The following is a 20,212-nucleotide window of genomic DNA, read 5'->3' on the forward strand; positions in this document are numbered from 1 at the left end:
GGCGCTCGCCCGAGGTTTATTTGCGGCGCGGTGGCATTTTGGATACGGTGCAAGCCTCTTCCTCCAGGACTTTTCCATGACCGAGTCGCCGCCGAAAACCCGCCGCGCACCCAAAGGTGAAAAACGCCGCGAAGAGCTGCTGGATGCGGCCTTGCAAGTGTTTTCCCTGGAAGGCTACAGCGGTGCCTCGATGGCGCAGGTGGCGGGAATCGTAGGGATTTCCGTGGCCGGGTTGCTGCACCATTTTCCGAGCAAGATCTCGCTGTTGATGGGCGTGTTGCAGCGGCGTGATGAGGTCAATCAGCGGATTGCCGATGAAGTGCGTGCGGAGAAAACCCTCAATGGTTTGCTCGGCAGCCTGCGCGCAATCAATCGTTCAAATGCCACGGCGCCTGGCGTGGTGCGCGCGTTTACCATCTTGAATGCCGAAAGTCTGTTGGATACCCAGCCGGCCTGGGCGTGGTTCCAGGCGCGCTACGCGGCGATTCACCAACGCATGCAAGGACAGTTTGCCGACCTGGTGGCGGCGGGGGAGGTGCGCGGCGACGTGGACATCGCCGGGCTGGTGGAGGAGATCCTGGCCATGATGGATGGCCTGCAGATCCAGTGGTTGCGGTTTCCCGAGCAGGTGGATCTGGTGGCGCGCTTCGACGCCTACATTGCGCGGGTTGAAGCGGCCATTCGAACCTGAGTCAAACACAGTCAAAAATGTGGGAGGGGGCTTGCCCATCCCACATTAGACCGAGTCGGGATCAGTTACCGGAAGCACTGCCCTGGCTGCTGTCATCGCTCATGTCATAGCCATCACCTTCACTGGTGCCGCTGTCGCCTTCATTCTGATGCAGCACACCGCCAGTCTTCACCTGTGGCAGCTCACGCAACGTCGAATTGAGCGCTGAACGCGGCAACGGGTTGCTGGTGGTCGTCGACAGTTCCTGGCGGAACGGGTTGACCAGCTTGGCGTTCAGGCGAATGTCCTGAGACGACGCGCCCACCGACAAGTTGAAGCTGTCGGCGTCCACCACCCATTGCTTGCTCTTGACGTCGTAGTAGGCCAGCGAGCGATCGTTAAGCTCGATGGTCACGCGCTTGCTCTCGCCCGGCTTCAAGAACACTTTCTTGTAGCCCTTGAGTTCCTTGAGCGCCCGCTCGACTTTCGGATTGTTCTGGCCCACGTACAGCTCGGCGACTTCGGCGCCCGCCACCTTGCCGGTGTTGGCCAGGTCGAACGACACCTTGATCGGCGCCCCTGCAACTGCAACCCCTGGCGTCACGCTGATGTTGCTGTAGCCGAAGGTGGTGTACGACAAGCCATAGCCGAACGGGTAGAGCGGCTTGATGCCTTTTTTCTCGTAACCGCGATAGCCCAGGAACAGGTCGTCCTTGTAGCTCATCTCAGCCAGGGTTTCCTGGTTGTCGAACTTGGGGAAGGTCGCGTAGATCGGGTTGTCTTCGATGTTGCGCTCGATGCTGATTGGCAACTTGGCCGACGGGTTGACCTTGCCCAGCAGGATCTCCGCCAATGCTTGGCCGCCGTTCTGCCCAGGGTAGAACGCATGCAATGCGGCCGGTACCTGGTCGATCCAGTCGCTCATTTTCAACCCGGTACCGCCGTGCAGGGTGACGACAGTATTGGGGTTGACCTTGGCGATGCTCTGGATCAGTTGGCCCTGGAACTCCGGCAGGTCGAAGCTGTGGTCAAAGCCTTCACCTTCGTATTCATTGCTGTTGCCCGCAGCCACCAGCACGGCGTCGTACTTGGCCAGGTCCTGTGGCGCCACCAGCGAGGCCCAGCTCATCTGCACGCCCACCAAACCGCCCATGGTCGAGAGGTAGCCGTTGCGGCGCGAGTATTCCAGCTTGATGTCGACGGCTTTGCCAGCCTCAAGATTGACCTTGGCGAATACCGGAATGGTCGGTGGGATGCTGTTGTTGGGCAGCGGCTTGCCGTCGCCGTTATCCAGCACTTTCTTGCCGTTGACGTAGAGACGCACGGCACCGTCGGCGCGAATCTTGAACACCTGTTCGCCGCTGACGGTCGGGGTGATCTGGCCGCTGTAGCGAATCGAAGTGGCCGCCGTATCGCCGTTCACCGGCAGGCTGTCGGTGGACCAGTCCAGGTCGACATGGCGATCGGTGCGGCTGGCCGCCGGGTCGCCGGACCAGTTGGTGTTGTTGAAGAACTCAGTCTTCACGCCTTTGACACTGTTGCCGTCGCTGTCCGTGTGAGTCCAGTTGGAGGCCGTCGGGTCCAGGGACAGGCCGTCGATAAACTCGACCTTGGCACCCGGCGCCAATTGCTGCAGGCCGCTCAGCTCGCTGATGTAGTTGGCCGCCATCACATTCGCGCTGCCGAAACCGGTGGGCGGGGCGTATTTGGCCAGGTTGCCGACCACCGCGATGGTCTTGACCTTCTTGGCATCCAGAGGCAGCAGGTTGTTCTGGTTTTTCAGCAACACGATGCCTTCGCGCGCCGCGTTCAGGGCCACGCGGTTGCTGGTGGCGCTGTTCATGTTGTGGCTGGTCAACGGCGCTTTGCTGTCGAACTTGTACAGGTAGATCTGCTTGAGGATGCGCCGCACCTTGTCATCGATGGTCGCGCTGCTCAGCTCGCCGCTGTCCAGGAACGGCTTGAGCACCGTGCTGTTCATCTGGTAGCCCATCATGTCCAGGTCGGTGCCGGCCTGCGCCGCCGGCAAGCCGTTGACCACCGCGTTGTAGTCACTCTGCACGAAGCCTGGATAGCCCCATTCGGTCTTCAGGATGTCGCGCATCAGGTGTTTGTTCTGGCAGGCGAACTCGCCGTTCACTTTCTGGAACGCACACATCATCATCGCCACCTTGCTGTTCTTCGAGGCGGACTCGAAGGGCGGCAGGGTCATCTCGCGCAGCACACGCTCGCTGATGATTTCGTCGAGGTGGAAGCGATTGCTTTCCTGGTCGTTGGCCGCGAAATGCTTGGCGTTGGCCCACACGCCACGGGACTGGATACCGTTGATCACTGCCGGCCCCAGGCTGGCGCCGAGGAACGGGTCTTCACCGGACAGATACTCGAACGCACGGCCACTGTAGGGCATGCGGTACAGGTTCACGCCGGGGCCGGTGACGAACTGATAACCGCCGCTGGCGGTGTCGTAGCCCAGTGCACGACCCAGGTCGATGGCACGGCGCGGGTTCCAACTGGCGGCCAGGTTCGGTCCGGAAGGGTAGACCACGCCCTGGGCGTTGCCTTCACTGGTGTAGCGCACACCGACGCCGCCGTCGGCACCGTGGATCTGTGGGATGCCGTATTGGGTCAGCGGCTTGACGTCCCAGCCACCGGTGCCGCCGATGTAGGCGAGTTTTTCTTCCATGGTCATCTTCGCCAGGGTTTTGTCCGCGGCCTTTTCTGCACGGTTCACCCGGCCTTCGTCCAAGGCAGGGCTGGTGGCCGCGTGCACCTGGGACACGGCCAGCGCCAGCAGGGCAAACGCCGACTGCGCACCGATCATCTTGCGTTTATTCATGGGGTTTCTCCGACAACTGTTTAGTAAAAATAGGGTGACGCTCGTCACTTTTTCGTGGGCAATAGTTCGCCTTGATCGCAATGTTTAACCGATGGCTAATTGCAATTACTTGGCGGGTTTTGCAGATTCTGTAAGTTTAATAATTGTGTTAATTATTGTTGTGGATGATGTCTTGGCGATATCACTAGATGGCATTTTGAACCGCGAAAACGTGATAATTAAGGCAATTCTTGCGGTTATAAGTCAAACGAAAGCTAATTTTTGCGTGAAATAAGAAATATTTCATTACGATTTTGAACTAAGACTAAACCTACCAGTCGATTGGTTTAAGAAAATAGATGGTGGCATGGCGAACTAGTGGCGTTGCTCGGTAGTTCTAAAAGGCCATGTTTTATACACGCTGTCATACACAACGCTTTGCTGTAGGGTCTTGAACCGATTCAAGGCGCCACGTGAGCGTTTCGCAGTTTTTTATCTGGAGAATGTTTATGAAAAAGTCCCTGCTGGGTGCCGGTTTTGTGCTGGGCGTTGCATTGAGCGGCGCGGCCATTGCGGCTGAAGCCACCGACGCGGATGCCAAGTCCGGCGCTGCCGATTCCACCGTGTTGACCCAGTCCCACGATGCCAAGGCTGCCAAGAAGCAGAAGGCTGAAACGACCAAGGGTGGCCGACCGTTGAATGGCAGCCAGGCCGCGCCGAAGACCTCGAACTAACGGCGAAACGCGGCCCCCTGCGGGAGGGGAAAGCCCACTCCCACAGGGGTTCCCAATAGCCCTTTAGAACATCGCCCCTCAGATAGCTACTCATGCCAAGTCCCTCAACGCCCATCAACGCCTGCCAGATGCACATCCCGCACACCGAACAGGTCTGCGCGTGGCTGATGCAGCACGCCGGCTTGAAAACCGTTGACCTGGAGCGCGCCCGGCGCCTGTCCCAGGAGTCTGACGACACCGAATTACTCGGCCTGCTCACCCGCCTGGGACTGGTCTCCGAAGTGGAGTTGGCCCGCGCCTGGGCAGACCTGCTTGGCGCACCGCTGTTGCTGGCGGACGCAGCGCCGCCGTTGCTCGACCCGTTACCGGCCCTGACCGAGCGTTTTATGCGCCATCACCAAGTGGTGCCCGTGGGCTGGAGCCAGGGCGGGTTGCGGGTGCTGGCGGCCAACCCGGCGTTGGTTTATCCGTTCCAGGCCATGGCTTATGCCTGCGGTGTGCCGGTGTGGCTGGCGGTGGGCCCGCGCAATGAAGTCGATACCCTGATCGAGCGCTACTACGGCCAGGGCCGCTCGGCGATGGGTACCCTGATCGAAAACCTCGACGAACAGGGCGGCGCGCTCGAAGACATCGAACACCTCAAGGACATGGCCTCCGAAGCGCCGGTGATTCGCCTGGTCAACCTGATCCTGCAGCGCGCGGTTGAACATCGCGCCTCGGACATCCATATCGAACCCTTCGAAAATCAGCTCAAGGTGCGCTACCGCATCGACGGCGTGCTGCACGAGGCGGAGGCGCCGCCGTCCAGTTCATCGGCGGCGGTGATTTCGCGGGTAAAGATCATGGCGCGCCTGGACATCGCCGAACGCCGCCTGCCCCAGGACGGGCGCATCATGCTGCGCATCCAGGGCAAGGAACTGGACTTGCGTGTGTCCACCGTGCCCACCAGTTTTGGCGAGTCGGTGGTCATGCGTTTGCTCGACCGCCAGACCGTGCAGTTCGATTTTCAGAGCCTGGGCTTCGATGGCCAGCGCCTGGAAACCTTCCTCGAAGTGCTCGAACGCCCCCACGGCATCCTGCTGGTCACCGGTCCGACTGGCTCGGGCAAGACCACCACGCTGTACACCGCGCTGTCGCGGCTCAATACCGCCGAGCGCAAGATCATCACCGTGGAAGATCCGGTGGAGTACCAGCTCGAAGGCATCAACCAGATCCAGGTAAAACCGGCCATCGGCCTCGACTTTGCCGGCGCACTGCGCTCCATCGTGCGTCAGGATCCGGACGTGATCATGATCGGCGAGATCCGCGACCTGGAAACCTGCCGCATCGCCATCCAGTCCTCGTTGACCGGCCATTTGGTGCTGTCGACCCTGCACACCAACAGTGCGGCGGCGAGTATCACGCGCTTGCTGGACATGGGCGTTGAGAGCTATCTGATCGCCTCGACCGTCAACGGCATCCTCGCCCAACGCCTGGTGCGCCGTCTTGATCCGGCTACTCGAGAAGCCTTCGAAGCACCGGCCGAATTGATCGCCGAACATGGCCTGGATCGTTTTACCGAGCAGCGCCCGATCATGCTCTATCGCCCTCGCGCCGACGCGCCCGGCGGCGGCTACCACGGCCGCAGTGCAATCACTGAATTGTTGGTGATGAACGATGAACTGCGCAGCCTGCTGATGCGTCAGGCCGACGCCGCCACCCTGGAACAGGCTGCCCGTCGCGGCGGCCTGCGCACCTTGCATGAAGAGGGCCTGCGCCAAGCCGTAGCCGGGGTTACATCCCTGGAAGAAGTGCTGCGCGTTACCCGAGGGGAGGGCACGTGAGCCTGTTCAAATACCGCGCCCTCGACAGCCAGGGCACGCCGCAAAATGGCACCCTGGAAGCCAAGGACCAGGATGCCGCCGTCGCCGCGCTGCACAAGCGCGGTTTGTTGTTATTGCACATTGATGTGGCCGGCGCTCAAGGGCTGCGCAACGCCCTTGGGCGCGGCCAGTTGAACGGCGCGGCGTTGGTCAGTTTTACCCAGCAACTGGCCACGCTTTTGGGCGCCGGACAGCCGTTGGAACGCTCCCTGGGCATTTTGCTCAAACAGCCCGGCCAGCCCCAGACCCGCGCGTTGATCGAGCGCATTCGTGAGCGCGTCAAAGCCGGTCAGCCTTTGTCCAAAGCCTTGGAAGAGGAGGGCAGCCAGTTCTCGCCGCTGTACCTGAGCATGGTGCGTGCTGGCGAGGCGGGTGGTGCCCTGGAAAACACCCTGCGTCAGCTCAGCGACTATCTGGAGCGCAGCCAGCTGTTAAGGGGCGAGGTGATCAATGCGTTGATCTATCCGGCGTTTCTGGTGGTCGGCGTACTAGGTTCACTGGCGCTGTTGCTGGCCTATGTGGTGCCGCAGTTCGTGCCGATCTTCAAAGACTTGGGCGTGCCGATCCCATTGATCACTGAAGTGATCCTGAATCTCGGCCAATTCCTGGGTGCCTACGGCTTGGCGGTGTTGGCCGGGTTGATCGTGACGATCTGGACCCTGGTCGCTCGCCTGCGGGACCCCCGGCGCCGCGAAAAATACGATCGCCGCGTGTTGGGCATTCGCCTCATCGGCCCACTGCTGCAACGGGTCGAAGCCGCCCGACTGGCGCGCACCTTGGGCACCTTGCTGAGCAATGGCGTGGCCCTGCTGCAAGCCCTGGTCATCGCCCGGCAGGTCTGCACCAACCGCGCCCTGCAAGCGCAAGTCGCCCAGGCCGCCGAGTCGGTCAAGGGCGGCGGCACCCTGGCGAGTGCCTTTGGCTCGCAGCCGCTGCTGCCGGACCTGGCCTTGCAAATGATTGAAGTCGGCGAACAGGCCGGCGAACTGGACAGCATGCTGCTCAAGGTCGCCGACGTATTCGACGTTGAAGCCAAACGCGGCATCGACCGCTTGCTCGCTGCGCTGGTGCCGTCCCTGACCGTGGTCATGGCGGTGCTGGTGGCGGTGATCATGCTGGCGATCATGCTGCCGCTGATGAGCCTGACCAGCAATATATGAACCCTCAAGGACCCACCTCCATGCGCTCAAAACCTGCACGCCGCCAAAGCGGTTTCACCCTGTTGGAAATGCTCGCCGTGATCGTACTGCTGGGCATCGTCGCGACCATCGTGGTGCGCCAGGTCGGCGGTAACGTCGACAAGGGCAAATACGGCGCGGGCAAGGCGCAACTGGCCAGCCTTTCGATGAAAATCGAAAGCTACGGGCTGGATGTCGGCTCACCGCCCAAGACCTTGCAGCAACTGGTCGAAAAACCGGGCAACAGCGCCGGTTGGGCCGGGCCGTACGCCAAGCCGTCGGACCTCAAAGACCCGTTTGGCCATGCCTTTGGCTATCGCTTTCCTGGCGAGCACGGCGCGTTTGACCTGATCTTCTACGGCCAGGACGGCCAACCCGGCGGCGAAGGCTACAGCGCCGACCTGGGCAACTGGGAATAACCCACGACCATGCCCAACGCCCAACGCGGCTTTACCCTGCTGGAGATGCTGGTGGTGATCGTCTTGATCAGCATCGCGGCCGGGTTGGTCGGTTTTGGCCTGCAACAAGGCCTGCGTGCGGCGAAAGAGCGCCAGGCGGTCGGGCAGATCGTCGAGGCGCTGCGCAGCACGCGGGCCCGGGCGATTGTCGGTGGCACCACTGAAAGCACCGTCTTCGATTTGCGCGACTTGAGTTTCCAGGCGCCCGGTCGCCCGAAAAAACACTGGCCCGCCGAGCTACAGGTAACGCTGCACACCGCCGAGCAAGCGGGCTCGGCGGTGGATTTCTATCCTGATGGCAGCTCCACCGGCGGCAACGTGCTGCTGGTCAACGGCAGCCGACGTTGGCGCATCGACATTGGCTGGCTGACCGGCAGCGTCCAGTCCAAGGCCCTGCCATGAAGGACCAGCGCGGTTTTACCCTGTTGGAAATGCTCGCCGCGCTGACGCTGATGGCGATCTGTAGCACGGTGCTGCTGGTCGCCTTCGGCCAGAGCGCGCGCTCGTTGTTGCAGGTAGCCCATAGCGACCGCCTTACCCATGCCGCCTTGAGCGTAATGGATCAGGAGGGTACCGGGCCTCTGGCGAGCGGCACGCGCCAGGGCGAACTGGACGGCATCGCCTGGCAACTGCGCATCGCCCAACAGCCCAGCCGCATCGGCCAGGCGCATTTGTTTCGCCTGGACCTGAGTGTCAGCGAAGGCCCGCGCCAGGCGAGCTTCAGCACCTTGAAACTGCGCGCCGCCGGGGCTGGATTGTGAAGCGGCGCCAGCAGGGCTTTACCCTGCTCGAAATCATGATCGTGCTCAGCCTGCTGGGGGTGCTGCTGACCCTGGTCGGCGGCGCGTTGCTCGGTGCCAATCGCGCGGTACTCAAGGCCCAGCGCTACACGGTCAGCCTGGATGAAATGCGTGCTGCCCAGCAATTTTTGCGCACCGCCATCAGCGAGGCGTTACCGCTGGATGTGACCGAGGACGACAGCCAGGTCGATGGTTTTTTCGCGGGCGGACCGCAGCGCATGCAGTTTGTGGCGACCTTGCCCGGTGTACTCGGTGGCGGCATTCAGCGTTTCACCCTGCAACTGACTGGCCCTGAGGCGCAGCGTGATTTGCAGGTGGCGTTTGCGCGGTTTGAGTCCCTGGCGCAGGTCAGCGTGCCGGCGTCACGCAGCGAGCCACAGGTGTTGCTCAAGGGCGTCGAAGACCTGCAATTCAGCTATCGCGGCTTGTCGCCCAAGGGCCAGGCCACCGGCTGGATCAGTGAGTGGCCGTGGACCAAACGCCTGCCCTACGCGGTGCGGATTGCTGCCCGCGTCGACGGCCCGGTGCCGTGGGTGCCCCAGGTGGTTGCTTTGCGCCTGAACCTGTCCGGCGGGGCGCCCGAATGATCAAGCACCAACGGGGTGTGGCCCTGCTGCTGGTGCTCTGGGTGCTGGCCTTGCTCAGTTTGTTGCTGGGCGGGCTGGCCGGTTGGGTACAGCTGGAAACGCGCCAGGCCGCGTGGCATCGCCAGCACACCCAGGCCGTGCTGGCGGCGGAGGCGGGCGTGGCGCTGGCGATGCAAGCCGTGGCCGACCCGTTACAGCGCAAACAGTGGATTGCCGACGGGCGTGAAATCCCGCTGGTGTTCGACGACGCCCAACTGCACGTGAGCCTGCGCAGCGAGCGCGGCAAGTTGTACCTCAACAGCGCCGAAGTGGGGGATTTTGCCCGCTTGGCCCTGGCCTGCGGCGCCACACAGACCCAGGCCAAGCAGTTGGCCAGGGACTTGGAAGTGCGCCGCAACCAGGGCCTTGCACCGTTTCGGGTGGTGGAAGAAGTGCGACAACTGCCGGGCATGACCCAGGCCTTGTACAGCGCGCTGGTGCCGGAAATCAGCCTGTGGAGCGGCCTGGATCGGCCCGATCCGGCGTTCGCGAGCCCGTTGATGCGCCGTGCCTTGAACCTGCCGCACCAAAGTGCGGTGGGTGCCGACCCCGGTGATGTGCTGGTGGTCAGCAGCCGCGCCCAACGCCCCGGCGGTTACCACGCCGAGCTGCAAGCCACGGTGTTATTGAGCCCCGCGCAAGGCAGCGCACAACCTTATCGAGTACTACGTTGGCAAGAATGAATGAACACTTAACCGCGCGGCTGCACCTGCTGACGCAGCCGCTCGCCCGGCGCTGGCACGGCAGCCTGCTGCAACAAGGCTGGCGCCTGTGGCTCAAGGAGCTGCGTGGCTGCCTGCCGGGGTGGTTGTTGCCCCATGACATTCCCGAGCACGTCTACCCGTGGCCGATCACTGTGCCTGTGGTGAAGCTCACCGGCGAGGCGCGCCAGGTGTTGTTGCTGGCACCGGACGCCGTGTTGGTGCAGAGCCTGCAATTGCCTGTGGCCGCCGCACGCAACCTGTCCACGGTCGTCGGTTACGAACTGGACCGCTTCACTCCGTTCGACGCCGCCCAGCTGTACTTTGTCGCGCGTCAGGAACGCCGCACGGCCGCCCATCTACAGGTGACGCTGGTGGCGATCCTGCGCGAGCGTCTGGACCAGATCCTCGATGACTGCGCGGCACTCGGCTTGCAACCCCACGCCGTGGACGTATACGACCGCGCGGGCGTGCCCATGGGCATCGACCTGCTGCCGGCGCCGTTGCGTCCGCGCCAGCGCCCGGCGGGCAAGGGCTTGCAGCGCAGTCTGCCGTGGCTGTGCGGCGCCTTACTGATTGCCGCCATGGTGCTGTGGCTCAACGACCGCCAGCGCGTGCTCGACGCCATGCAACAGAGCGTGCGTGCGCAAAAGGCCCAGGTCGCCGAGGTCCAGGCCCTGCGCCAGCAACTGCTCAACACCCGGGGCGCCGCGCAGTACTTGATCCGCCGCAAGGCCGCGCAGCCGCCCTTGGCCGCATTGCTCAATGAACTGACCGCCTGCCTGCCGCCTGACACCTGGATCGACCAGTTGGAAGTCAACGACGGTGCCGACGTGTCCTTCTCCGGGCAAAGCGCCAAGGCCAGTGCCCTGATCACCCGCATCAAGAACTGCCGCAGCCTGGAAAACGCTCAGTTCGAAGGGGTTATCCAACCCGATGCGCAAACCGGCAAGGATCAGTTTTCCTTGCGCGCCCACCTGCACCAGGAGGCCGCCGATGCGCCGACCACTGACACCCCGTGAACGCCGTGGCGCGGCCTTGATCGTCCTCGCGTTGGTGCTCGGCGGCGCGTATTGGCTGTTGATCGACAGCTGGTTCGCCGGCCCGTTGCGTACCCTGGGCGAACAGGCCGAGCAGCTGCGCGAACAGCAGCAACGCTACGCCGGCGTGCTGCGCCAGGGCGACAGCTTGCGCCAGCAACTGGAAGAAGCGCGCCAGGACCCGGCCAGCAGCACCAGCCTGTTGCCCGGCGATGACCCCAGCGCGGTGGCCGCCGATTTGATGCAGCGCATCGCCGACCTGATCAATAGCCGCGCCGGTCTCGGTGGCGGCTGCAGCCTGACCCAGCGCATGCCCATCACCCCGGAGCAGGACGATGCCGAGCCCTATCGCCAGGTCAAAGTCAGCCTGACCCTCAACTGCGCCATCGAGCCCTTAACCGCGATCCTCCATGAACTGGAGTACCAGCGACCGTTTTTGTTTGTCGATGAAATGAGTATCCGCCGCGCCCCGGATGCACCCGCCAGTGGCGGCGCCGGCAAATTGGTGGTGCACCTGTTGGTGCGTGGCTACCTGCAACCGGCTGCCGCCGCGCAGGTGCGCCGATGATCAGCACCTTGCGTCCCCTGGAGTGGGGCTTGATCGGCGTGGCCGGCCTATTGGGGCTGCTGATGGCCGGCATCCTCAGCAGCATCGGCGATGCGCCGCAGTGGTTGCCGCCGCCCGCGCCCGACACACGCGCCAATGCTGCGGCCAAGGTGCTGGTGGCCCCGAGCGCAACCCTGGACAGCCTGGCCGGCACCTGGCAGGCACCGTTGTTCAGCCCCGACCGCAGCCCCGACCGCGCGGTGGGCCAAGGCACTGTCTCCAGCCTGTCGAGCCTCACGCTGACCGGCATCGTCCTCGACGGTGACCTGCGCGTGGCGCTGCTCAAGCGCGCCGACGGCCCCCCGTTGAAAGTCCACCAGGACCAGACCCTGCCCAATGGCTGGCGCCTGGAGCACCTGACCCCCCGCGACGCCCGTTTCGTACTCGACGGCCGCAGCCAAACCCTGAGCCTGCGGGCCCTGCGTTTGCCGCCGCCGTCCAGCACACCGCCGATTACCCTTCCTCGCGAGTCCACCCCTTGATCGATACCTTCCCTGGCGCCTTGCGCACCACCGCATTTTGCCTGGCCACCGCCGTCGCCCTCGGTGGCTGCGGGACATTCCCCGACCACCTCGACCCGGACGAGGCCCTGCTGCACGAAGCAATGCAGGGCACCGGCTCGCAACGTCCGCCCGTGGACCCGGCCAGCGAACAGGCGCCGGTCGACAGCGGCCAGCCCCAGACAAAAACGCCGCCCCAGCGCCAACTGATTCGCGGCAACCAACAGTTTGTGCGGCAACCGGTTGCGGCACCGTCTGCGAAGGAGGAGGGCGGCGGCGACATCGTGTTCAACTTTGCCGACCAGCCGATTGAAGCGGTGATCAACAGCGTGATGGGCGATCTGCTGCACGAGAACTACAGCATCGCTCAGGGCGTGAAGGGCAACGTCAGCTTCTCCACCTCCAAACCGGTGAACAAGCAGCAGGCGTTGTCGATTCTGGAAACCCTGCTGTCCTGGACCGACAACGCGATGATCAAGCAGGGCAGTCGTTATGTGATCCTGCCGGCGAATCAGGCGGTGGCGGGAAAACTGGTCCCCGAAATGCGCGTGTCGCAACCGTCCAGTGGCCTGTCGGCGCGGTTGTTTCCGCTGCGCTATATCTCCGCCACCGAAATGCAGAAACTGCTCAAGCCGTTCGCCCGCGAAAATGCCTTCCTGCTGGTGGACCCGGCGCGCAATGTGCTGAGCCTGGCCGGCACCCCCGAAGAACTGGCCAATTACCAGGACACCATCGACACCTTTGACGTGGACTGGCTCAAGGGCATGTCGGTGGGCGTGTTCGGCCTGCAACGCGCCTCGGTGGCCGAACTGATGCCCGAACTGCAAAAGATGTTCGGCCCCGACAGCGGCATGCCCCTGGCGGGCATGGTGCGCTTTCTGCCTATCGAGCGGACCAACTCGGTGGTGGCGATTTCGTCGCAGCCGCAGTACCTCAGTGAAGTCGGCGACTGGATCCACACCATCGACGAAGGCGGCGGCAACGAGCCGCAGATGTATGTGTATGACGTGCGCAACATGAAGGCCACCGACCTGGCCAAGTACCTGCGGCAGATCTACGGCACAGGCGCGATCAAGGACGATACCCCGGCCAAAGTCGCCCCCGGTTTGCGCACGGCAACATTGTCGTCGCCGGGCACCAACAGCACGTCCGGCAGCACGCCGGGTGGCCTGAGCAACAATCTCAATGGCAACCAACCCGCCGCAGAGGATGAGGAGCAGGAGCCCGAAGTCGAGCAGGACACCGCCGAGCAGGGCGCGACCGAAGACGCCCCGGCCAAAAGCCTCGACGCCGGCACCCGGATCACCGCGCAAAAAAGCAGTAACCAACTGCTGGTCCGCACCCGGCCGGTGCAGTGGAAAGAGATCGAATCGGCGATCAAACGTCTCGACAATCCACCGCTGCAAGTGCAGATCGAGACGCGCATTCTCGAAGTCAAACTCACCGGTGAACTGGACCTTGGCGTGCAGTGGTACCTGGGGCGCCTGGCGGGCAATTCCACCAGCACCACTGTGGCCAATGCCTCCGGCAGCCAAGGCGCGTTGGGGGGTGGCGGTGCTGGGCTAGGCGCGGATTCGTTGTTCTACTCCTTCGTCAGCACCAACCTGCAAGTGGCGCTGCATGCATTGGAAACCAACGGTCGCACCCAAGTGCTGTCGGCGCCGTCGCTGGTGGTGATGAATAACCAGCCAGCGCAGATTCAGGTGGGGGACAACATTCCCATCAGCCAGACCACGGTTAACACGGGTACCTCGGATACCACCTTGAGCAGTGTTGAATATGTGCAGACCGGGGTGATCCTCGACGTGGTGCCGCGGATCAATCCGGGTGGATTGGTGTACATGGATATTCAGCAGCAGGTCAGTGATGCGCAGGATCAGGCGTCGAGTAAACAGCGACACGCCTACTAATCCGCGTATTTCCACGCGGTCGGTGTCCACCCAAGTGGCGGTGCAGAGTGGGCAGACGGTGTTGCTGGGCGGGTTGATCAAGCAGGACAACGCCGAGTCGGTGAGTGCGGTGCCTTACCTTGGAAAGATCCCGGGGTTGCGGTGGTTGTTTGGGAATACGAGCAAGTCCAAGGATCGGACGGAGTTGATTGTGTTGATTACGCCTAGGGTGATTACCAGCAGTAGTCAGGCGCGGCAGGTGACGGATGATTATCGGCAGCAGATGCAGTTGTTGCGGCCGGCTCGGTAGGTCTGGGTATGTGGTTGATGTGGGGCTTGCTTCGGATCTACGGGTTGTCGGTGTACATATCCGTTATTCAGGTAATAGCGGCTTGTGGTTCCGCTCTTACAGCGGGTCACTTTTGTAAAGGCCGGAATGCCGGCCAGCGTGGTTGACGGGGCGATTCCAGATCAAAAGCAAGGTCGCGGCGGCCTCAGAGCCGACCGCATTCCAAATGTGGGAGGGGCGGTGCGACGATTCGACTTGCTCCCGATTGCAGTGGTTCAGTTACAGCTCTGTTGGCTGACATACCGCCATCGGGAGCAAGCCCCCTCCCACAGTTTGATCTCCGTAGACCAGACAGATAGGTCCTAGCCTGCTGTTCTGCTTTTGATCTGCTTTTGATCTTTATCTTAGGCGCCCCGTCAAACACGCTGGCCGCACACCGAGCCTAGGCGAGGTGCCGAGTGCTGGGCAAGAGTCCTTGGTTACTTTGGGATGGGCCGACATTCCGGCTCTTTTCCAAAGTGACGCGCCTTAAGGGCGGAACCAATAACCCGCCGTTACTCCAACAACGGATATCCCCCCAATCCACCTAACCCCTCGCACCCAAAAAAACATCATTATTATGAATAAAGTAATTAATAAATAATGAAATTAGAGAATATTAGCTTATATCAAAACAGCATTATATTTTCAAAACCCATTCCGTTATGTTTGATCGCAACAGCCTACCCCTGACCTCGGATGGTACCCAGCGTAATCAAGATTCTGCGCGCCATAACCGGGTGATCATCCCCCGCAGCAGAATCGTTGGAAGTGAGTTCAACGTATGTTGCCAATTCAATCCCCGCAGTCGCCCTAACCCCAAATCGCCGCAATAGCCCCATAAAACCGAGCACCGCGCATCGCCGCGTGACTGCCCGACTTCGCGATTTGGAAATACAGGCACGCCTATGAAGCAAACGTCAAAACCCACCGCCATCCTGGCCCTGGCAATTCTGGCCAACACCGCCCATGCCCAGGACGACAGCACCTTGTCCACCGTGGTGGTCACCGGCAACCGTGGTGCTGAGCAGCGCACGGTCACCAGCAGTCCGGTGCCGATCGATGTGGTCAGCGCCAAGCAACTGCAAAGCACCGGCAAGCCGGGTTTGATGGAGGCGTTGAGTGCGGTGATCCCATCGCTGACCCTGCCGGAAAAAACCGGTTGGGACGCCAGCGGCATTGCCCGCGCGCCGAACCTGCGGGGCATGAGCGCCGCCGAAGTGCTGGTGCTGGTCAATGGCAAGCGCCGCCACACCGCCGCCACGCTGAATATCAACGGCATCAACACCGGCGCCGCCCCGGCAGACCTGGACCTGATCCCCATCAGCGCCATCGACCATGTGGAAGTGTTGCGTGACGGCGCCGCTGCCCAGTACGGCTCCGATGCCATCGCCGGGGTCATCAACGTGATCCTCAAGGCCGACACCAGCGGCACTTCGGTGACCAATGCCGGCCTTGGCTATGACGGCAAAAAACAGACCGTGCAACAAAGCCTCAACAAAGGCTTTGAGATCGGCAACGGCGGCATCGTGCAACTGGCACTGGATGCCCGCAGCCAGAACGATGACAACAAGGCCAGCGCCAACGGCTACACCTACGCACAGGCCTATGAGCAAGCCGGCCGTTCCACTTATGGCGGCTACGGCACGCCGAAGACCAACCTGCTGACCCTGGGCTACAACGCCGAGTTGCCTATCGACGACGATTTCAGCCTGTATTCCTTCACCACCTATTCACGGCGCAAGGCCGAGCAGGGGCAGAATTTCCGCCTGCCGACCATCACCAACACCATCACCACCGGGCCTAACGGTTACCCCGGCGGCTACACGCCGACCTGGTACATCGATGAGGACGACTTCCAGGCTGCGTTTGGCGGCAAGGGCACCGTCGGCGAGTGGGACTGGGATTTGTCCACCACCTACGGGCGCAACGAAGCGGAGCAGGGCACCACCCATAACCAGAACCCGTCTTTGGGCGAGGCCACGCCGAACAGCTTCACCTCCGGCACTTGGATCAGCACCGAGCTGACCACCAACCTCGACTTCAAGCGCGGCTTCGATATCGGCCTGCAAAAGCCGCTCGACCTGAGTTACGGCTTCGAGCATCGGCGCGATACCTATGAGGTGCAGGCCGGTGATTACGAGTCTTATGCCAACGGCGGTTACTGCGTAGCCCCAGGCAATTGCGCATCAAGCGGGGCGCAGGTCACCAACGGTATTTCGCCGGATGAAGAAAGCAGCGCCTCGCGCAGCAGCCTGGCCAGTTACGTCGATGTGGGCTTCAACCCGGTGCCGGACTGGTACGTGGGCACCGCGTTTCGCTACGAGCATTACAACCAGGGCGTGGGCGCCACCCGCAGCGGCAAGTTGACCACTCGCTACGATTTCACTCCACAGTTCGCCGTGCGCGCCACGGTGAGCAATGGCTTCCGCGCGCCGTCCCTGGCCAACAGCCTGTTCAGTGCGCGTTCCACCACCTATGGCGTGGTGGACGGGGTGTATCAGTCGATCAACTACGGGGTGCTGCCCACCGGTTCGGCGGCTGCCCAAGCCCTGGGCGCCCAGGATTTGAAACCCGAGCGCTCGACCAACTTCAGTCTCGGCTTCACCCTCACGCCCACCGACCGCCTGAGCTTCACCGCCGACGCCTACGTGATCAACCTGCGCGACCGCATCACCCTGACCGGCACCTTGCTGGGCCCGGAAATCACCCAGGTGCTGCAAGGCAACGGCATCACTTCCACCTCCGGCGGCCAATACTTTATCAACGGGGCCGACACCCGCACCAAAGGCCTCGACCTGGTCGGCAACTACAGCCAGGACCTGGGCCAGTACGGCGCGCTGAAGTGGACCGCAGCGTTCAACTGGAACCAGACCAAAATCCTCAACTACAAGGAGTCCACCACGATCCTCGGCACGTCCTACGACCTGATGGACCGCCAGGCACGCAACCTGATCACCGGCGTACAGCCCAGCACCAAGCTGATCCTGGGCGGTGACTGGAGCATCGATCGCTTCAACCTCAACCTGGCCCTGACCCGCTACGGCTCCTACAAGGAGGTCAATGTGTCCGCCGACCGCAGCCTCGACCGGGTCTACGCGGCCAAATGGATCACCGATCTCGACCTTGGCTACAACCTCACCAAAGACCTCAACGTGGCCATCGGCGCCAAAAACCTGTTCGACGTCTACCCCAAGAAACAAGGCGTGCCCAGCAGCACCATGGTCAGCAGCTACGGCACCTATTCGCCCTACGGATTCACCGGCGGGTACTACTACACCCGCTTGACCTATGCCTTCTAAGGCCGAGGAATAAACCATGCCTATTGTTGCCAAACCCTATGACCTGATTGACCAGCCCCGCGAGGTTCGCCAGGTCCGTGTCTCCCCACCGATCAAAGCCCTGCAAGTGGTGCCTGCCCGGCACCCGTGGCGTTGGGCCGGGTCGATCTTCGCCGCTCTGGTGCTGCTCGCGATCGCCCATTCCCTCGCCACCAACCCGCGGTGGGAGTGGGGTGTGTTCGGCCAGTGGTTCTTCTCGCCGTCGGTGCTGCGCGGGCTCGGGCAAACGTTGTTGCTGACACTGTTGAGCACGGTGTTCAGCGTGATCCTCGGCACGGCGCTGGCCCTGGCGCGACTGTCCGGCTCGCCGCTTTTGGCGGCCCTGGCCTGGGGCTATATCTGGTTTTTCCGTTCGATGCCGGCGTTGCTGGTGCTGATCATCCTGTACAACTTTGCCTACCTGTATGACCACATTGTGCTCGGTGTGCCGTTCACCAGCGTGGTGTTTGCCGAGTGGTCGACGGTGGACGTGCTCAGCCAGTTCACCACGGCGGTTCTCGGTTTGAGCCTGATGCAGGCGGCCTACGCGGCGGAGATCATTCGCGGCGGCCTGATCGGTGTGGACGCCGGTCAGCATGAAGCGGCAGCGGCGCTCGGTTTGCCTGCATCACGCCGCATCTTCCGGATCATCCTGCCCCAGGCATTGCGCTCGATCCTGCCGTCGGGCTTCAACGAGATCATCGGCCTGGTCAAGGGCACGTCCATCGTCTACGTGCTGGCCCTGCCGGAGCTGTTCTACACCGTGCAGGTCATCTACAACCGCACCCAGGCGGTGATCCCGCTGCTGATCGTCGCCACCGTGTGGTACCTGATCATCACCACCGTGCTGACCAGTGCTCAATATTACGTCGAGCGTCATTTCGCACGGGGAACGGCAAGGGTGCTGCCGCCCACGCCGTTGCAGCGCATACGCGGTTGGCTCAAGGAGAAATCCCATGAGTGAAGCGCGTGCAGGACGTATCCAGATCCAGGGCGTGGGCAAGCGCTTTGGCAGCCAGCAGGTGCTCAAGGACATCGACCTGACCATCGACCCCGGCAAGGTCACGGTAATTCTCGGGCCGTCCGGCTCGGGCAAGTCCACCTTGCTGCGCACCATCAACCACCTGGAGAAAATCGACAGCGGGCACATCACCATCGACGGTGAATACGTCGGTTATCGGCGCAAAGGTGACCTGCTGTATGAACTCAAGGAGCGGGAGATTCTCAAGCGCCGTATCGACGTGGGCTTCGTGTTCCAGAACTTCAACCTGTTCCCGCACCTCACCGCTTGGGAAAACGTCGCCGAAGCGCCTTTGGCCCACAAACGCTGGAGTAAGGCTGAGGCGCAGTCCAAGGCCGCAGAGCTGTTGGCCAAGGTCGGCCTGGCGGACAAGGTCGATGCTTATCCGCGCCAGCTTTCCGGCGGTCAGCAACAGCGCGTCGCCATCGCCCGTGCCCTGGCGCTGGACCCGAAGGTGCTGCTGTTCGACGAGCCCACATCGGCCCTCGACCCCGAGTTGGTGGGGGAAGTCCTCGACGTGATCAAGGGCCTGACCCAACTGGGCGTGACCTTGGTCATCGTCACCCATGAGATCGGCTTTGCCCGTGAAGTGGCCGACCACGTGGTGTTTCTCTGCGACGGCCAACTGATCGAAGAAGGCCCGCCTGAACAGATTTTCCGCCAACCCCGACATCCCCGCACCGTGGCCTTTCTCGGCAAAGTGCTTTAGTTAACGGAGTGACTGCCCATGTTTATCTCTACCGCTCGTATCGGCCTATTGGCGCTTGCCGTCAGCACCGCACAAAGCGCATTTGCTGTGCAACAGGTCGACCTCAGCCCCGACCGCGTGCGCGTTCATGTGCCGCGCAACGAGGCGGCCATCGCGCAGATCCCACCGGGTTTCAAGTTCGCCCAGCCGGGCAAGTTCACCGTGGCCGTGTCCGGCGTGGCCGGACCACCCCTGGCGCTGCTGGCCAGTGACGACAAAACCACCATCGGCAGCGAAGCCGACACCGCGCAATTGGTGGCCGACAGCCTTGGCCTGCAACTCAACGTGGTGCAGACCAGTTGGGAGGATTGGCCCCTGGGCGTCAGCTCGGGCAAGTACGACGCGGTGATCAGCAACGTCACCGTGACTGAGGCGCGCAAGAAGCGTTTCGACTTCGCCACCTATCGCCAGGACGTGCTCGGCTTCTACGTCAAGACCACCAGCAAGATCTCTGAGATCAAACAGGCTGCGGATATTGCTGGGCTGAAGATCATCGTCGGCTCCGGTACCAACCAGGAAAAAGTCCTGCTGGCTTGGAACGAAGCCAATGAAAAGGCCGGCCTCAAACCCGCGCTGTTGCAGTACTTCGACGACCAGGCCGCCGCGCAATTGGCGGTGCAGTCCGGGCGCAGCGATGCGCTGTTCGGGCCTAACTCGGTGTACGCCTATTCGGCGGCGATCACCGGGGGCATCAAGCGCGTCGGCACGGTGAACGGTGGCTGGCCGTTGCAGGCCGACATCGCTGTGACCACGCGCAAGGACAACGGCCTGGTCAAGCCTATCCACACCGCCCTGGAAGGCGCGATTGCCGGCGGCCAATACGAACAGGTGCTGCAACGCTGGGGCCTGGATGTGGAGCGCGTCGACAAGTCGCTGATCAACCCACCGGGCCTGCCGGATTAAGGAGCAATCGAC

At 62.4% G+C, this 20,212-nt stretch carries 17 protein-coding genes and 1 pseudogene; 17 read left to right on the forward strand and 1 reads right to left on the reverse strand.

Features of this window, described 5'->3' with window-relative positions; genetic code table 11:
* The first annotated feature begins 76 nt into the window (after positions 1-76).
* The gene (locus ACVWXD_RS05640; RefSeq protein WP_032887231.1) at positions 77-691 is read left to right on the forward strand and encodes a TetR/AcrR family transcriptional regulator; all 615 of its coding nucleotides are present in this window, start codon (positions 77-79) and stop codon (positions 689-691) included.
* Positions 692-752: 61 nt separating this feature from the next.
* Here the strand turns inward: ACVWXD_RS05640 and ACVWXD_RS05645 are convergent, their stop codons facing one another.
* Complete coding sequence (locus ACVWXD_RS05645) at positions 753-3,506, reverse strand: beta-glucosidase (protein ID WP_032887232.1); 2,754 nt, start codon at positions 3,504-3,506, stop codon at positions 753-755.
* Positions 3,507-3,994: 488 nt separating this feature from the next.
* On the opposite strand from ACVWXD_RS05645, the gene ACVWXD_RS05650 reads away from it, so the two are divergent.
* The 16 genes and pseudogenes from ACVWXD_RS05650 (at position 3,995) to ACVWXD_RS05725 (ending at position 20,200) form a co-directional block, all read left to right on the forward strand.
* Positions 3,995-4,219, forward strand: a complete 225-nt coding sequence (locus ACVWXD_RS05650; protein ID WP_032887233.1) for a hypothetical protein — start codon at positions 3,995-3,997, stop codon at positions 4,217-4,219.
* Between the two features lie 92 nt (positions 4,220-4,311).
* Positions 4,312-6,042 (forward strand): type II secretion system ATPase GspE, encoded by a 1,731-nt coding sequence (gspE, locus tag ACVWXD_RS05655; protein WP_095185609.1) that lies wholly within the window; start codon positions 4,312-4,314, stop codon positions 6,040-6,042.
* Entirely contained in the window at positions 6,039-7,241 is a 1,203-nt protein-coding gene (gene gspF / locus ACVWXD_RS05660) for a type II secretion system inner membrane protein GspF (protein ID WP_032887236.1), read from the forward strand. Before gspE ends, gspF begins: the two co-directional genes overlap by 4 nt.
* A 20-nt stretch (positions 7,242-7,261) precedes the next feature.
* Positions 7,262-7,678: a type II secretion system major pseudopilin GspG gene (gene gspG / locus ACVWXD_RS05665; protein WP_095185610.1), complete on the forward strand. Its 417-nt coding sequence runs from the start codon at positions 7,262-7,264 to the stop codon at positions 7,676-7,678.
* 9 nt (positions 7,679-7,687) lie between these two features.
* Positions 7,688-8,119 (forward strand): prepilin-type N-terminal cleavage/methylation domain-containing protein, encoded by a 432-nt coding sequence (locus tag ACVWXD_RS05670; RefSeq protein ID WP_032887238.1) that lies wholly within the window; start codon positions 7,688-7,690, stop codon positions 8,117-8,119.
* A complete protein-coding gene (locus tag ACVWXD_RS05675) occupies positions 8,116-8,478 on the forward strand; it encodes a type II secretion system protein (RefSeq protein ID WP_181644329.1) in 363 nt (120 codons plus the stop codon). Before ACVWXD_RS05670 ends, ACVWXD_RS05675 begins: the two co-directional genes overlap by 4 nt.
* Positions 8,475-9,104: a prepilin-type N-terminal cleavage/methylation domain-containing protein gene (locus ACVWXD_RS05680; RefSeq protein WP_401380192.1), complete on the forward strand. Its 630-nt coding sequence runs from the start codon at positions 8,475-8,477 to the stop codon at positions 9,102-9,104. Before ACVWXD_RS05675 ends, ACVWXD_RS05680 begins: the two co-directional genes overlap by 4 nt.
* A complete protein-coding gene (locus ACVWXD_RS05685) occupies positions 9,101-9,826 on the forward strand; it encodes a general secretion pathway protein GspK (RefSeq protein WP_099600900.1) in 726 nt (241 codons plus the stop codon). The genes ACVWXD_RS05680 and ACVWXD_RS05685 overlap by 4 nt, the downstream gene beginning before the upstream one ends.
* Positions 9,823-10,866: a PilN domain-containing protein gene (locus tag ACVWXD_RS05690; protein ID WP_095185612.1), complete on the forward strand. Its 1,044-nt coding sequence runs from the start codon at positions 9,823-9,825 to the stop codon at positions 10,864-10,866. Before ACVWXD_RS05685 ends, ACVWXD_RS05690 begins: the two co-directional genes overlap by 4 nt.
* A complete protein-coding gene (gspM, locus tag ACVWXD_RS05695) occupies positions 10,841-11,452 on the forward strand; it encodes a type II secretion system protein GspM (protein WP_095185613.1) in 612 nt (203 codons plus the stop codon). Before ACVWXD_RS05690 ends, gspM begins: the two co-directional genes overlap by 26 nt.
* Positions 11,449-11,973, forward strand: a complete 525-nt coding sequence (locus tag ACVWXD_RS05700) for a general secretion pathway protein GspN (RefSeq protein ID WP_099600901.1) — start codon at positions 11,449-11,451, stop codon at positions 11,971-11,973. Before gspM ends, ACVWXD_RS05700 begins: the two co-directional genes overlap by 4 nt.
* Positions 11,970-14,190: pseudogene (gene gspD, locus ACVWXD_RS05705) on the forward strand (type II secretion system secretin GspD). Before ACVWXD_RS05700 ends, gspD begins: the two are co-directional and overlap by 4 nt.
* A 926-nt stretch (positions 14,191-15,116) precedes the next feature.
* Positions 15,117-17,510: a TonB-dependent receptor plug domain-containing protein gene (locus ACVWXD_RS05710; protein WP_457370764.1), complete on the forward strand. Its 2,394-nt coding sequence runs from the start codon at positions 15,117-15,119 to the stop codon at positions 17,508-17,510.
* A gap of 16 nt (positions 17,511-17,526) precedes the next feature.
* Positions 17,527-18,492: an amino acid ABC transporter permease gene (locus ACVWXD_RS05715; protein WP_032887249.1), complete on the forward strand. Its 966-nt coding sequence runs from the start codon at positions 17,527-17,529 to the stop codon at positions 18,490-18,492.
* Entirely contained in the window at positions 18,485-19,258 is a 774-nt protein-coding gene (locus ACVWXD_RS05720; RefSeq protein ID WP_032887251.1) for an amino acid ABC transporter ATP-binding protein, read from the forward strand. Before ACVWXD_RS05715 ends, ACVWXD_RS05720 begins: the two co-directional genes overlap by 8 nt.
* Positions 19,259-19,276: 18 nt before the next feature.
* Positions 19,277-20,200 (forward strand): ABC transporter substrate-binding protein, encoded by a 924-nt coding sequence (locus tag ACVWXD_RS05725; protein WP_032887252.1) that lies wholly within the window; start codon positions 19,277-19,279, stop codon positions 20,198-20,200.
* Positions 20,201-20,212: the final 12 nt, after the last annotated feature.

Source organism: Pseudomonas sp. TE3911, from assembly GCF_054062775.1.

Excerpts from the sequence above, each read along its gene's own strand:
- ACVWXD_RS05640 (WP_032887231.1), top strand. The coding sequence starts at position 77 with ATGACCGAGTCGCCGCCGAAAACCCGCCGCGCACCCAAAGGTGAAAAA.
- ACVWXD_RS05645 (WP_032887232.1), bottom strand. The coding sequence starts at position 3,506 with ATGAATAAACGCAAGATGATCGGTGCGCAGTCGGCGTTTGCCCTGCTG.
- ACVWXD_RS05650 (WP_032887233.1), top strand. The coding sequence starts at position 3,995 with ATGAAAAAGTCCCTGCTGGGTGCCGGTTTTGTGCTGGGCGTTGCATTG.
- gspE (WP_095185609.1), top strand. The coding sequence starts at position 4,312 with ATGCCAAGTCCCTCAACGCCCATCAACGCCTGCCAGATGCACATCCCG.
- gspG (WP_095185610.1), top strand. The coding sequence starts at position 7,262 with ATGCGCTCAAAACCTGCACGCCGCCAAAGCGGTTTCACCCTGTTGGAA.
- ACVWXD_RS05670 (WP_032887238.1), top strand. The coding sequence starts at position 7,688 with ATGCCCAACGCCCAACGCGGCTTTACCCTGCTGGAGATGCTGGTGGTG.
- ACVWXD_RS05675 (WP_181644329.1), top strand. The coding sequence starts at position 8,116 with ATGAAGGACCAGCGCGGTTTTACCCTGTTGGAAATGCTCGCCGCGCTG.
- ACVWXD_RS05685 (WP_099600900.1), top strand. The coding sequence starts at position 9,101 with ATGATCAAGCACCAACGGGGTGTGGCCCTGCTGCTGGTGCTCTGGGTG.
- ACVWXD_RS05690 (WP_095185612.1), top strand. The coding sequence starts at position 9,823 with ATGAATGAACACTTAACCGCGCGGCTGCACCTGCTGACGCAGCCGCTC.
- gspM (WP_095185613.1), top strand. The coding sequence starts at position 10,841 with ATGCGCCGACCACTGACACCCCGTGAACGCCGTGGCGCGGCCTTGATC.
- ACVWXD_RS05700 (WP_099600901.1), top strand. The coding sequence starts at position 11,449 with ATGATCAGCACCTTGCGTCCCCTGGAGTGGGGCTTGATCGGCGTGGCC.
- ACVWXD_RS05710 (WP_457370764.1), top strand. The coding sequence starts at position 15,117 with ATGAAGCAAACGTCAAAACCCACCGCCATCCTGGCCCTGGCAATTCTG.
- ACVWXD_RS05715 (WP_032887249.1), top strand. The coding sequence starts at position 17,527 with ATGCCTATTGTTGCCAAACCCTATGACCTGATTGACCAGCCCCGCGAG.
- ACVWXD_RS05720 (WP_032887251.1), top strand. The coding sequence starts at position 18,485 with ATGAGTGAAGCGCGTGCAGGACGTATCCAGATCCAGGGCGTGGGCAAG.
- ACVWXD_RS05725 (WP_032887252.1), top strand. The coding sequence starts at position 19,277 with ATGTTTATCTCTACCGCTCGTATCGGCCTATTGGCGCTTGCCGTCAGC.